Source organism: Flavobacterium bizetiae (genome assembly GCF_024271895.1).
In the GTDB taxonomy this organism is placed as follows: domain Bacteria; phylum Bacteroidota; class Bacteroidia; order Flavobacteriales; family Flavobacteriaceae; genus Flavobacterium; species Flavobacterium bizetiae.
Map to the genome: position 1 here is coordinate 3,724,166 of NZ_CP091861.1, position 15,154 is coordinate 3,739,319.

The 15,154-nt window shown below is 34.5% G+C and carries 9 protein-coding genes; 1 reads left to right on the top strand and 8 read right to left on the bottom strand.

The genetic code is table 11. From position 1 onward, the window contains the following. Positions 1–7: 7 nt before the first annotated feature. From L0669_RS15805 to L0669_RS15835, 7 genes are all read right to left on the bottom strand, one after another. Positions 8–3,160, bottom strand: coding sequence for a SusC/RagA family TonB-linked outer membrane protein (locus tag L0669_RS15805; RefSeq protein ID WP_263758721.1), 3,153 nt, complete (start codon positions 3,158–3,160; stop codon positions 8–10). A gap of 1,199 nt (positions 3,161–4,359) precedes the next feature. After that, the gene (locus L0669_RS15810) at positions 4,360–5,211 is read right to left on the bottom strand and encodes a heparin lyase I family protein (RefSeq protein WP_263758722.1); all 852 of its coding nucleotides are present in this window, start codon (positions 5,209–5,211) and stop codon (positions 4,360–4,362) included. An 85-nt stretch (positions 5,212–5,296) separates the two neighbouring features. Beyond that, entirely contained in the window at positions 5,297–7,273 is a 1,977-nt protein-coding gene (gene hepC / locus L0669_RS15815; RefSeq protein ID WP_263758723.1) for a heparin-sulfate lyase HepC, read from the bottom strand. A 142-nt stretch (positions 7,274–7,415) separates the two neighbouring features. Continuing rightward, positions 7,416–8,621: a glycoside hydrolase family 88 protein gene (locus L0669_RS15820; protein WP_263758725.1), complete on the bottom strand. Its 1,206-nt coding sequence runs from the start codon at positions 8,619–8,621 to the stop codon at positions 7,416–7,418. Positions 8,622–8,868: 247 nt separating this feature from the next. After that, on the bottom strand, positions 8,869–10,005 hold the full coding sequence (locus L0669_RS15825) for an aldose epimerase family protein (protein WP_263758726.1): 1,137 nt from the start codon (positions 10,003–10,005) through the stop codon (positions 8,869–8,871). A gap of 96 nt (positions 10,006–10,101) precedes the next feature. After that, positions 10,102–11,265 carry a glycoside hydrolase family 76 protein gene (locus tag L0669_RS15830; protein ID WP_263758727.1) on the bottom strand — a complete coding sequence of 388 codons (1,164 nt, stop codon included), beginning with the start codon at positions 11,263–11,265 and terminating at the stop codon, positions 10,102–10,104. Between the two features lie 241 nt (positions 11,266–11,506). After that, complete coding sequence (locus L0669_RS15835; RefSeq protein ID WP_263758728.1) at positions 11,507–12,463, bottom strand: helix-turn-helix domain-containing protein; 957 nt, start codon at positions 12,461–12,463, stop codon at positions 11,507–11,509. 97 nt (positions 12,464–12,560) lie between these two features. Here L0669_RS15835 and L0669_RS15840 point away from each other — a divergent pair, with 97 nt between their 5' ends. Then, the gene (locus tag L0669_RS15840; RefSeq protein ID WP_263758729.1) at positions 12,561–13,748 is read left to right on the top strand and encodes an MFS transporter; all 1,188 of its coding nucleotides are present in this window, start codon (positions 12,561–12,563) and stop codon (positions 13,746–13,748) included. A 177-nt stretch (positions 13,749–13,925) separates the two neighbouring features. Here the strand turns inward: L0669_RS15840 and L0669_RS15845 are convergent, their stop codons facing one another. After that, positions 13,926–14,720, bottom strand: a complete 795-nt coding sequence (locus L0669_RS15845; protein WP_263758730.1) for a polysaccharide lyase — start codon at positions 14,718–14,720, stop codon at positions 13,926–13,928. Between the last annotated feature and the right edge of the window lie 434 nt (positions 14,721–15,154).

Here is a 15,154-nt window from a genome sequence, read left to right on the forward strand (position 1 = left end):
AATTAAATTATAGTGAAAGACTTAAACCTGTTACAAATGATTTGCTTCTTGGATAAGCACTAAAGTCGACTCCTCTGGTAATAGCATTGTTGTACACATTTACTTCAGGATCATATCCGGAATATTTAGTAAACACGTACAAATTGTAGGCTGTAAAGTAAATTCTCAAATTAGAAATTTTTGATTTTTTCAACCATTCTTTAGGCAAAGTATAGCCCAAACTAATGTTGTTGATTCTTAAAAACGAACCATCTTCTATGATATCGCTGTACAAACGTCCGGTAGTATTTCCGTTAAAAGCCGGATTGGTTTTACCAACATTAAGTGCTGCCAATTCTGTAGGATCAGTTACACGTTGTCCTGCGGCATTTATGGTTGTCCATCTGTCGGCATAAATTGCAAGTGTGTTTAGATTGTCTAAATTCAGTCTTGAATTGTTCAGTACATTGGCATTATAAATATCGTTTCCTACGGTAAAATCAAGAAAAACACTTAGATCAATTCCTTTATAGCTAAAAGTATTATTGAAACCTCCTGTATATTTAGGATTCGCATCTCCAATAACAGTTCTGTCTAAATCGTTGATTACTCCGTCAGGCGTTCCGTTTGGTCCGCTAATGTCTTTAAATTTAATAAATCCGGGTTGCACCACAATATTGTCGGTTACTACACCTGTTTTTAGCGTATAGGCTTTTGTTGTTGGATTATAATCAAAATCACTTACCTGATACAAACCGTCTCGAACATAACCGTACATGGTACCAACTGGTTTTCCTACTTGCAGAATGTAATCACTTTTATCTGTGTAACTGTTCGTTATTAATGAGTTTTCACCTTCACTAAGACCCAATACTTTTGTTTTATTAAAAGCAACATTCAAAGTGGTGTTCCAGGTAAAACTGTTGGTTTTAATATTGGTTGTATTCAATGTAAATTCGATACCACGGTTAGAAGTGGCTCCAATATTCTGAAACTGTTTCTTAAATCCTGAACTCGAAGGTACACGAGTGTTATACAATAAATCTTTAGACTTATTATTGTAGATTTCTGTAGTTAATGATATTCTTTGGTTAAAAAATCCTAAATCAATACCAATATTGGTCGACTTGGTAGCTTCCCATTTTAAAAACGGATTTGGAATATTGTTTTGAAACGCTGTAATATTCGTTTGGTTGTTTAACGGATAAGAACCTGAATTAAATATTCCTAAAGCCACATAATTCTCAATTCGGTTATTTCCTGCTTCACCATAGCTTAAACGGAATTTTAAATCAGAGAAAAAAGGCAGCTTTCTCATAAAATCTTCTTCGATTACTCTCCACGCTGCAGATACAGAAGGGAAATATCCCCATTGATTTTCTGTTCCAAACTTAGACGAACCGTCAGCTCTTATACTGGCCGAAAGCAAATACCTATTTTTATAAGAGTACCCTGCTTTACTAAAGAAAGACAGCATTTTATCATCTTCGGCAAACGTTGTCGGAATTCCGGCAATAGTACCCAATTGTAATTTATCCCAACCCAGATTTACATCAGGAAAAGCCGAAGCTGTTGCTGTAAGTCCTTCAGTATAATTGTAGATATATTCCTGACCAAGAGTAACATCAAGTTTATGTTTTTTATTGAAAGTATTGCTATAAGTTAATACGTTATTATAATTCAAACGAGTCGAAATATTGTTTGTTACACCACCATTTGGACCACCACTTCTAATAGCCTGAATACCTCTGTAATCATTAAAATATTTGCTTTTAACGCTTTTGTCATTGTAACTAATTAAACCATTATACGTTAAATGCGGTGTAATGAAATAACGAAGTTGTAAGCTCATATTGATAGCTCGGTTAATAGCCTCTCTTTTTTGACTGTCAATCGTTATCAACGGACTTTGAAATGTTGGCGAGTCCTGATTGTCTAACGGATCTACTTCAAGATTTTTAAGATCTTCATCAGATCCTGTTTTTCCAATTGTAGGTCGGTATTGCAATAAATTTTGCAACATACTTAATCTCGCATTTCCACCATCGCCTGTAGACAATCCTGTTACTTTTTGATTGGAATAATTTACAATGGCGTTTACTGTAAACTTTTTGCTGATATCGTTAACTACATTTAGTTTTACGATATTTTTTACAGAAGCGCTACCCAACATAATTCCCTGATCGTTGTTTACCGAATAAAAAGCATTGTATTTTGTGTCATTTTCACCACCGCTAATGCTTATTTTATGGTATTGACTTTCTACAGCATTCCCAAAAACTTCATCCTGCCAGTTAATTCCTTTTCTGTTTTTGTACAAACCTTCCAGTTCATCATAAGTACCAAAAGTATTGGTAAACTTTTGTAATCTGGCGTCGTCAGTAGCAGCTTCGTACATTAAATGCGTATAATCATACGGATTCATAACCGGAAGCGTTTTTGCTATTGTTTTTATTCCGCCATAAGCATCGTAAGTAATAGTTAGTTTACCGCCCTTTGCTTTTTTCGTAGTAACCAAAACTACTCCGTTAGCCCCCTGAGCACCGTAGATAGAAGTAGAAGCAGCATCTTTTAACACATCCATAGTTTCAATATCCATAGGATCTAGAAAACCTAATCCTCCGGTTTGTGCTACTCCGTCAACCACATACAAAGGTTCGTTGCTTTGCGTGATCGAAGTTCCGCCTCTAATTCTAAGAGAAGGCTCAGATCCCGGAGTTCCGTCAGACATAGTTACCTGCAAACCTGCAATACGACCTTGTAAAGCCTGCGCAACGTTTTGTACCGGAATTTTTGCAAGTTCGCTTCCTTTTACAGAAGATATTGCACCCGTAAGATCTTTTCTGGCTTTTGTACCGTAACCTACTACGACTACCTCATCAAGATTATTGGTATCATCCAGTAGTTTTGTATCGATAGTTGTTCTGCTTTTTACAGCTTCTTCTTTGGTTTTTGTTCCCATAAACGAAAACACCAATATAGCATTTGCTTTTACTTTTATTTGATAGTCACCATCGATAGAAGTACTGGTAGAATTTTTAGTTCCTTTTTCAGAAACTGTTGCTCCGGGAAGTGGCATACTTTGCGCATCCGTTACTTTACCTTTTACAGTAATGATATCCTGCCCATATGTAATTGTATAAGTTGCCAGCAACAAAAATATAAATATAGTCCTTTTCATAATTTTTTTTTAAATCGGAGTAAGTCGCAGACTTATTTCCTATTGATGTTATTTAAGTTGAGTTTTCATCTTGCTAAATAAATCAGCCACTATTTTTGTTGAGCGAAACTTTAAGAATTATTTTCTTTAAATCAAATGCTCAATTATTGTTTGTGGAGAAAATTATAACAATTAATTAACGTGAGAAAGGGGCTGGGGAATTTTGCGCCTGGTAAATAAAAATAGGTTTTCTGGAAGTTGGTTTGTTTCTTTTGGATTAGTCATGTTTTTTTTGGATTTAATTAAAACAAATATAGAAATCGGGTCTACATCACAGTTTTGAATACGTCCAAAATGCTATTGATTTTGATTAATATAACGTTTTCGTTCCCCGTAAACACAGGAAAAATCAATGTTTTATGGTGTTTTATTGCAAAATACTTTTATAATAAAGCACCGTAAATACTAATCATAATTAAAATGTTTTGTGTTCGATAATCGTTAAGTGAAACAGAGCAAAATGTTAAGCAAAATAGTTGCTTTTTGAGGCGATTTTTATCCATTGATTTATCGGCTTAAATATTTAATTCAGATAAAACTTATGAATTTAAAAACAGGGAAGTAGCAATGCGGAAAAAGTTGGTTTAATGGCACGCGGATGACGCTGAAGTCATTGCGAGAAACGAAGCAATCTCATGAAAAAAAGATTTTAAAACTGGATTTAATGGCACGCGGATGACGCGGGTTAAACGGGTTTATTCTTTTATTTGTAGAACTTTGTCAAAGTTTGGAACCAAGGGTATAAGGAACTTTAGTTTCACTCAAAATAACCACAATCATTGTCATAGATGACAAGGTATTAATTCCTATTTTTAAACATAGCCCGTGGTTTTAACCACGGGAAGAAAATATAAGGCGTGATAATATTGTATCCCGTGGTTGAAACCACGGGCTATATTTGACAAGTCAAAGCTTTAAACCAAGAATGTAAAGAGTTTTTATAAAAACTCAATTAAAAAAGCATTCCATAGGAATGTCTCATCGGTAGAACTAAATTTGAATTACGGGTTTACGTTCCGTAGGAACGTTTGATTAATATAGCGATGTATTTTTTTCGTAAAAACAGGTGTTCCTACGGAACACAACGTAAATCGATGTTTTTTTTCTACCGATGAGATATTCCTATGGAATATTTTTTTACTAAGTTTAGTTGCACTTCGCTATTTTAAAGGAAGTTTAATAATTCTGATATCATCATGATAAGCGATACGACTTAGCACATTATCGGTGGTAATTACATTGCCATTGGCATCTTTTCCGGCTTCGCGGTAAACGCCCCATTTTAGATAACCAACATTTCCAACAGCCGGATTGCCTGTGAATGTTACAAAATTAGTACGTTCTAATAACAATTTATAATCTGATTGGTTGGGAAGTTTGGCGTATATTTTCATATATCCGGTATTGTCAAGTGTCCATTTTACTTCAATACGGAACTTAATCCATTGATTAATATAAGGGCGATAATCCGTAATTAGATTGTCCTGATATTGGTAGTCTCTGGCCACGATCGCATTACGTTTGGTAAGAATCCTTAAAGGCAGTAACTGATTGTTGGACATTTTTAACTGAAAAATATTATCTCCGTAAGCAGGATCTGTACCATTCCATGACTGCCAGTCTTTCAATAAAATACTGACTTCATACCGACGTTCGTCACCCGGAGCATAACGATATTTTACCAAAGAAACAGCATCCGATTCACTGCGATATGAACCATCTGAAAAATAAGCATCGTCGCCAAGGGTAACTTTGTGCGCAACAGCATATTTACCAGTACTTCCGGGCGAGGTCATATAAACGGCATCAGCAGCAGTGGCGTGACTACCGGTTATACCCGTAATTCCTGACGTAAATTCGCCTGTTTCGTAATTTATATTTAGAATCGTATCGTTTACAGCTTGAGCTGGTTCTTCAGGTTTTGAATCGTCGTTGTCTTCTTTACTGCAGGCAGTTCCAATTAGAAATGCCATGCTAACAATAATAAGTTTTAGGGAAATATTATTTTTCATAATGCTTTATGATTTATATATAACCAAGTTTTCTTATTTCTAACCGGAATCAGAAATAAGAAAACGTATTGGCATTATGTTTTTGTTATTGTAAAGTCGTTTTGATTTCACTTTTTTTGCCATCAATTGTAATCGTTAAATTGATGTTTCCTTTTTCAAAATCATTGCCTGCATTGGGTTGAAGGCTAATTTCGGGAGTTTTGTTTCCGTCGTACGGATATACAATGCTTATAAATTGCTGTGTAATCGCATCATTTTTTTGTTTCTCAAAAACAAAAGCCGGTCTTGCTATTTCTTTTGCATAAACATAAGATACTTTTCCTTCTTCTTCTTTTAAAACGATTTTATCTGTATTCAAAGATTGAATCAAAAGATTGTTTCCGTCCTCGTAAGTGGTGTAAACGCTGTTGTTTGTCGTATTATAAACTGGTTTGCTGTCTTCTTTTAATTGAAAATGAACGCCTAAATTTCCGGTTGCTTTTCCAGTTGCTTTATCTATAATTAGAAAATATTTTTCGTTGATAAACAGAATGCTGCGCTGATGTTCTAAATCAGTATAACTTGGGTTTGTATAAGTTAAAATGTCGAGATTTTTGCTGGTTTTCCATTTGTTTTGCTGAGCTTTGGTAATGATCATGTTTTCATTATTCAAAGTCAAAGTATTGTGAACTCTGGTCTGGCGGAACCAGTTTCTCATTTTGGTTATTTCGGCATCACCACTGTATAAATAACAGCCCGTATCCGGCATAAAGTTGCGTCCGTTTACCCAAAGTTCAAAAGTTCCGTTATCCGGCTGTGCATGAAATTCGGCAGGAGGTCCGGCTTTTACAATCATTACAGTCGATTTATCGTTCCAGCCGTTTCTAAAAGTATAGAAACCACCAATAGGCAGTTCGTTTGATAAATTGGGCAATTTTCCGTCTACGCCATCTGTTGCAAAATATTTAATAAGTCCGTTATCCGGAAATAGTTTCGACCAGCCTGCAAATTGTTTTATGCGGGCATTTTTTTCGATAGGCCAAGAATCGCCAAACATTGGATTGTTATAATCTGGGAACGATATATTGGCTGTAGCCACAATCATTTTTTCGATTGTTTTGATGTACGTATCCGGAAATTCTTTTTCTACTCCGGCCATTTTTGCCGAATTGTAAGCTTTAAGAAAAATCTCGATACAGGCAACATGGTAAGTAGGAGAGAGTTCCCATTGTACACCATCTTCAAATACCTGCAGTTTTATTTCTCTGTTTAAGATTTCGATGCCGCTTTTGCGCCATTCTTCGGCTTGTTTTAGTTCCGGAAACGAAGCTCCAGCGCCTAAAACACGCTGTGCTTCAAACAATAAATGGTTTCCTTCTTTGCTGGAATGTTTTGGGATATAATCAGTTTGCTTGCTTAAACTGTTTAAAAAATCCATTAAAAAAGCTGGCGTAAAATGAGGAGAAACCACAAATAAATTGAAGATTCCCGGAAAGATTTGTATGCGTTCTGAGACTTCAAGCGGACGCCATGCAATTTGATCGTTTTCGGCAGAACGTCCCAGATAGTTTTTCTTTTTCCAATCGCGGAATTGAAAAATCCATTCTTTGGCATATTTTTCGTCTCCGCTGCTTCGGTATGCCATTCCCATAGACGACCACCAGGTTACGCGGTGCAATTGCCAACGCACTTCATTGTCTTTTACTGGCCAGTAATCCCAATTGATGTCTTTTCCGTAATCGAAAAAGCCATAGCCTTTTTGGGGTTTAAATAAATGAAGTAAAGCATTATCCGCTTTTTCCTGATTGGCTTTTCCGATATCTTTTCCTCTAAATCTCGCTTCGTCACCGATATTAAAATCAGGGTTTTTAATATTTTTTCGATTGCGATAATAGGTGAGCAATGCCTCAGCAGCATCATTGTATTTCCCTGATTTATAAAGCTGATTTACTTTTTCTAAACCCAGATAACTCAGGTTTACAGCATCAAAACTTTCTTTGTTGATGGCAGTTTCCTGTGCATAGCTAAAACAAACTGTTATTAGCAGAAGAAACAAAGCCATTGTTGTTTTTAAATTGATCATCTTATTTTAATTTAAATAAATTCTAATAATTGTACTTTTTTACAATAAACAAGAAGCTATTTAATTGATGTTTTGAATATCAAAAATAGCTTCTTAAATTTTTATTATGGTATTACTTCGATCAAATTGATTGAAAGAGGTATTAAATTTCAATTTTTTTGATTGAAGCGTATCTTTTTAAAGCTTCCAGATAATAATAATCAGCGTAATCAAGCGGTGTATCGATTTCTGAATTGTATAAGAAAGCACCGACGCTGTGTTTTAAAAGAAAATAACTATTCTCGCCCGGTTTGGCCAAATAAGCATCAGATGATAATGATTTTAAAATGTCTTCGGCATAATCGGCATATTTTTTTCCGTCTTTAATCTGAGTACTTAAATCTAATAAAGCAGAAGCAATAACTGCAGCAGCCGACGCGTCTCTTGGCGCCAAAACTTCGGTATCCATAGCATTGTGAACATCAAAATCCCAAACCGGTATTTTATCTTTTGGCATTCTGGGATGGTTCATGATAAAAGAGGCAATATGTTCTGCCTGCTGTAAAAATTTAGGATTTTTGGTATTGGCATAACACATTGTGTATCCGTATAATCCCCATGCTTGTCCACGAGCCCAAGCCGAATCATCTGTGACGCCCTGATGGGTTCCTTTATGGATTACTTTTCCTGTTTTGGCATCATAATCAACCAAATGGTATGAACTATAATCTTTTCTGAAATGATTTTTTATGGTGGTTAAGGCGTGTGTGCTGGCTGCATTTGCATATTCAGGTTTTTTAAACTCATTAGCACTCCAATATAAATATTCGAGATTCATCATATTATCTATGATTACAGGATAGTGTAACCACGCGAAATCCCAAGAACGAATTGTTCCCACAGTTGGATTAAAACGGGCATAAAGATTGGCAGCACCATCAGCCAAAGCAGGAAGATATATTTTGTCGCCCGTAATTCTGTAGGCATTTCCGTAAGAGCAATACAGCATAAAACCTATATCGTGCGTATTTTTGATGTTTCGGATGGAATCCAGCGCAAGTGTGAAATTTTTAGCTTCATCGGCAAGGGTTTTATCTCCTGTAAGTTCATAGCCATACCAAAGACTTCCGGGGAAAAAACCCGTTGTCCAATCTGTTAAACCTGCCAGTCTAACTGTTCCGTCAGGATTTACAGAACGTGGATTTTTCCCGGGTTTATAAGTTTGAGCGGCTTTGTTTAATTGAAAGTGAATTACCTCTGTAGTCTTTTTAAACCAAAGCAAAGACGGATCATCATTTTGAACTGGTTTTGAAAAAGTGCTCAAAGTAATGGTGAAGAGGAGTAGAATCAGGTTGAAGGTTTTTTTCATAGTTTAATCGTTTATGTCTGTATTCTGTTTGATGGAATATTTTATAAAGCGAAGTTAAACGTGAGCTCCAAAACGGTGTTTCAAATTCTATCATAAATGTTTTGAATTTGTGTAAACATGCATTTTAGAACCATCTTATGCTGAGTTTTACTAAAATGAAGTACCGATATAAATGATTCTGATATTTTGTTGAATTTTGTACATCTCAAAAAAAAATGCTAAACGGTTAAGTTTAGCATTTTTTATTTTAATGATTGCGAACAAGAAATCTGTAAATGGTTTGAGAAGTAAAGGTTTCTTTAGGTCGTAGAACAGTATTTGGGAAATTTGGTGTATTGATTGAGTTGGGATAATGCTGTGTTTCGAGACAGAAGGCGCCATTTTTGGTATAAGGAACTCCGTTGCGGCCTTTTACTTTTTCACTTAACCAATTTCCGGAATAAAATACAACTCCCGGCTCGGTGGTATACACTTCTAATGCTCTGCCACTTAATGGTTCAAAAGCTTTTGCAGCCAAAGCCAGTTTGCCAGTTTGGTTTCGCAAAGCAAAAGTCACATCGTAGCCATTGGTATATTGCTGAACTTTTTCGATGTCCTTACCAATAGTTTTAGGCGTAGTAAAATCGAATGGAGTTTGTTTTACATTCAGGATCTTTCCGGTGACCAGACTTCCATCACCGTATTCTAAATATTGATCGGCGAAAACCGTTAATTCTGTGTCCAGTGCTTTAGTACTTTTTCCGCCCGAAAGGTTAAAATAAGTATGATTGGTCAATACAAGTGGTGTCGCTTTATCTGAAGTTGCTTTATAATCAATAACTAAATCATTGTTTTTGAGTGTAAAAGTTACCGTAACCAATAAATTCCCAGGAAAACCTTCTTCGCCATCTTTACTTAAATAAGTCATTTCAACGGCAAGTTCATTCTTTTTTGAGATTTCTTTGGCTTTCCAAACACGTTTATCAAAACCATTTACACCTCCGTGAATATCAGAAGACAACGTATATTCCTGTCCGTCAATTGTAAATTTTTTGTTTGAAATTCGATTCGCCACACGACCTACCGTAGAGCCCATCAATGAATTGTCACTACCTGCATACTGAGAAAGTGAATCAAAACCAAGTACAACGCTGCTCATTTTGCCCTCTTTATCCGGCGTTACAACATTAGTAATTGCTGCACCATACGTAATGAGCTGAACCTGCATTCCGGTTTTATTTTGCAGCGTATATTCGAAAACATCCTGCTCCTGAACCTGCCCGATTTTCTTTTTAGTAATAAAAGATTTTCTGGATTGATCCGGATTCTGAGAAAATACATTCTCAGTAATCAACATTGCCAAAAATAAAAAGGACAAGCAGGTCGTTAATTGTAATTTGTTCATGAGATTTTATTGTATTTCGTTGCGCATTGTAATGACAAGATTGTATTCTTTTTTAATCCATTATAAGAAAATAAAAACTCACAATATTCTTTATCATCAAATACGATTATCAATAAATTTTTTTTGTTTTGCCAAATTATAATGATCTTCAAGATAAGCGAATCGAGCCAGGATTTCGAGCATTCCGCCATGTTCTACTAAATTATATACACCTTCGTTTCCTGTAAATAATCCTTTTTCGTTTTTGTTTTCTTTTAAAGTATTATCCAGACACTTTTTAAATCCCGAAATGTATTTTAGATCCTTATTGTATTTTAAAAGATGCTGATATCCGCGCAATAAAACGGCATTAAACCAGTAACCGTCTCTAAACTTGTCGCCTCCATAAAAATACAGCAAAGAACTGTCTGCTATTTCAATTGCTTTTTTCAGGTATTTTTTATCGCCTGTTAACTCATATAAATATACATTAGACTGAAGCATCGTTCCTGTATTATAAGAGTATATTGTTTTTCCGATACTTCCGTCGTTGACTTTAATATTGTCATAAAATAAGCCATCTGGTGTTTGCAGTTTTTCATTTGTCCAATTGTAGATTTTTAATGCATTATCAAGATAAACTTTTTGTTTTGTGGCTTTGTACATTTTAAGCGCAACAAGAATTCCAGGGCCGTTAGAACACGTATTTTTCGTTTCATAATCATTTTCTCTCCAGTACAATCCGCCACCTAATTTTGTGTCCGATGCTGTCATCATAAAATCATACATCGATTTTCCTAAATCAAAATAAGATTTTTTCCCTGTTCTTTCATAAATATCTAAACTGGTAATTCCTATCCATTGATTATCATCGTAATATCGTTGTCCTTTACTCAGTTTTACAATATATTCGCCATATCCCGGTTTAGGTGGAGCAGGATCGTAGTAAGGCTGCATACTTTTAACAATACCATCTGTAAGATTAGCATTTTTATCTATTTTTTCGATTTCGTTTGTAGCTTCAAACATAGCACAAAGCGCCCATAACCAACTGTATTCTCTTTTATGTCCAAATTTAGTTTCTCTTTTGGCAGGATCTAAATCAACGAAGTAATAGCCGGAAACACGATCATGAAAATTGTTCTCAATGGCGGTATGGAGTTTTTCCATTTCTTCTTTATAAAAATTACTTTTCGAAATGGTATTCTTTTTTATTAATGAAAAACTTGAAAACAGTACAACTGCTGCAACAAGTATTAAACTCTTTTTTTTGTGATTCATAATGGGTAATTATTTGTGGTTATTTTTTTTGATTTTGTATAAGGTATAGTGGTTTATAAAATTGTAAAGCGAACTACGCAAATCTACTAAAACGTTTTAGTATTTAAAACTAAAAAACACATATAACTGCTATTTTTGCCAATATTATTTAGAAAATGTTGTTTTGGTATTTATCTTTTAAGAAACCAGATGATTGTGAAACAAACATTACACATTTGCAAGTAAAAGAGTTTGAATGGAATTATGCTTTACTGTACTGTTTGGGTTTAACTCCGATATGTGCCGCAAAGACTTTCGAAAAATGGCTTAAATTCGTAAATCCTAATTTGTAGCCCACATCAGAAACGGATAAATTTCCTTGTTTGAGAAGTATGGCAGCTTCTTTCATTCTAAATTCCTGATAATAATTGAAAATGCTATTGCCGAATATTTGCTTAAATAAGTTTTTCAGTTTTGTAGGACTCATATTTGCAGCAATGGCGAGATCATTAATCACAGGCGGAATACTTAGATCTTCCAGCATTTGCTGTTTTACTTTATAAATTTTTTCAATATCGCTACTGTTTAAAGTATAGAGTTGTTTGGTATCTCGCTTTTCTAATTCAATTAATAATCTGCAAATTAGTTCTTCGGCTTTTATTCTTAAAAAGAATAGTTTAAAAGTCTTAGAAATAGATTCAGATATTATTTCATCTGCAATTTTCTGTAAAGAAGGATATAACATTTGTTCAAATAACAAAGGCTGCTTGTTTTGTAGAAGATTGTATAAAATGGTTGATTTCTCAGAAATTTCAAATAGTTCGCTCAAATAATCAGCGTCGATCTCAATATTGATAGTGGCAGTATTGGTATGAATGGGAATAACGGTATCGGTATTCAGACTACTGGTTCCAATTAAAACTGAAGGAGGAGTTTTTGACAGCATTTCTCCAGGCAAAGTTTCTGTTGCAGGAAAGATATTCTGAAACTTAAAGAATAAGGTTTTCTTTGAATGATTGAGATCTAAATTTTCGACAATTATATCTTCATTCAATTCATAATTAGAAATAATCATTCTAATATGGGTATTAAATGTAAATCCCATGCAATATCCTCTTCCAAACTTTTCAGGAATTTCCAGTTTCCAATTTTGTATTTCGGTATTCAGTAAATGAGCAAATGCTTTTAGAACATTTGGCACTGTTTGACTTTGAATCATAGAATGTCTTTTAGGGCTATTTTTATGTCTAATTAGATTATTTTACCTCTAATGTACGGAATAGATTTGTACCGTAATTTAAAAAGTATTTAAAATCATGAAATCTAAGAAATATAAATTGTGGATTATTATAGGAATCGTTCTTTTGAATTCCATTGGGTTTTCTATTGTATTACCGCTTCTGCCTTTTTTGATCAGCCAATATTTACTATCTCAACAAGTGGTTGTAGGTATGAGTTTATTAATGTCGATATTCGCTGCCTGTTCCTTTTTCTCTGCACCGGTTTTTGGAGCATTAAGCGATAGATACGGAAGAAAAAACATCCTTTTGATTAGTTTGTTTGGTTCTGTAATTGGCTATGTTTTATTTGGAATTGGCGGCGCATTGTGGATTCTGTTTCTAGGAAGAATCATCGACGGGCTTACAGCAGGAAATATCAGTATTTTATTCGCTTATATAGCCGATACAACTGAACCTAACGAACGGGCGAAATGGTTCGGTTATATTGGTGCTGTTATGGGAATAGGAAAAATAGGAGGGCCCGCATTGGGTGGATTGTTAGGAAGTATTTCTATTGGGTTGCCATTTTTTGTAACTGCAGTTTTAATATTTCTTTCTGGCGTGGCGGTTTATTTTCTTTTGCCTGAATCATTGGCTGCTGAAAAACGAACCAAACATTTATCGGTTTCGAGTTTCAATACTTTCTCTCATTTTAATGAAATTTTCAAACTAAAAAGACTGAAACCTTTATTGATTTTAGGCGTTTTATTCTATATAGGTTTAAGTATTTTTCAGTTTAATTTTACCCTTTTCTTAAAAGATATTTACCAATGGACACCTGGATTTATTGGCGGAATCTTAACTTTTGTTGGAATTTGCGACATTCTCACCAGAGCCGTTTTATTGCCTTGGTTATTGAAACATTTCAACGAGAAAAGTATTGGAACTACGGGATTAATTATCTTGGGAATTGGTTTAGGATTAATTCTGTTAAGCGTTTATGTATATTCGACAGTACTTATTTCGCTTGCTGTAATTTGTATTATTTCGGGCGAAGGTTTGTTTGATCCCACCTACAATGGTAAATTATCACAATCTGTAGAAGAAAGTAAACAAGGGAAATTGCAGGGAGTAAACCAGAGTTTGCAATCGGCAATTAATGTGTTTATTCCTTTATTGGCGGCGGCTATTTATTATTATAGTCCGAGTATATTGTATGCAACTGCGGCATTTATTGTGTTCTTGGCAGCAGTGATTTATGCGAAGTATAGACCTGAAAATTAAAAATTAGAAATTAGAAATTAGAAATTAAAAATTAAAAATTAAAAATAATAGAGGTAAGTACGACGTTAGAATTAGAAGTAAAAAGCCCATTTCGTTAGAAATGGGCTTTTAATTTTGCTATTCTTACTCAAATCCTAATTTCAGGATGAGAAAAGAAATGGTTAGTATTAATTAAAACTATAAAGCATCCCAAGAAGCGCTAGGATAAGTAATAGAACTTGTTACCGGAGCTTTCCAATATTCCTGACTACCACCACGGAAAGTATGAAGACTTACCGCATTTACATTTCGCTTAGCATCATTGGTTACCCAACGAATGGTCTGATTTAATAATTCAGTTCCATTTACATAATATTTTACATAACCGTTTGTATTTGAACCTGTATTTAACTTAACAGATATCTGGCAATTATAGGTAACGTTTTCTTGTATGAAGTATTTTTTTCCAAAATCATTACCAAATTGTCCTGGCTGATCTCTGTAATACACATAAGGCTGAAGATAAGCGCCGCTTCCTTTGGCAGAGTTAGATCCATTTGGACAATACCACATAAATCTCGCACTACCGCCATTTCCGTCCCATCCAGGATCGCCACCAGTATTCTGATCACCAATTAATATTCCGTATCCGCATTTACCGCCGCGGCTCCAATAAAATCCGGAATTAAATCTCATCTGAAACCAAACGGTGTAAACGCCTTCTGACCAAACACCATACGATGTGCACAAACCACCCGGACATGATAATGTGTTGGTTTGCAATGTAATCGTTCTGGATGCAGCACTTCCAGCTAATGCCGCAACAGCTGAGGCGGCTGCTTTTTGAGTATTTTGCTGTACTTCGTTGTTGATGATTTGCGTCTCGTCTTTGTTAACGCTTTGAGGCTCATTTAAATCTTGTTCCTTTTCGCAGGAGTTAAACATTAATGCTGTAATAAATAGCATACTGGTTAATTTTAAAAATTTTCTCATTGTTAAAATTTTAAGGTTAATAATTAATGGTTAGTAAAGAATAGTTTGCAATTACATCATTGACCTTGAAATAAAAGTTTTTTGTTATTATCAAAATCAGTATCAGGTAATTGACATTACAAAGTTGATTAATAACAATTTAGAGAGGGACTAGAAAAGTACGATTTTGGGTACACAAAAATCCTGTAGATGTGTTTTGTGTATATTTTTTGGGTTAAAAAAACAAGATCGTTAAAAAATATGCAAAATAATTGTTTAGAATTTAAATAATTAAGGATTTGTGTTTTGCATTTCTATTTAATAACTTAATTTTAATTAAATTATATTTTTAGAAAAAGTTATAATTTTTCGTTGGCAAGTTGCTTTGGTAAGTGCATTTAGAAAATTCTGCATTGTATGTTTATTCATTAAATGCTGATAAAAAGAATAAAAAA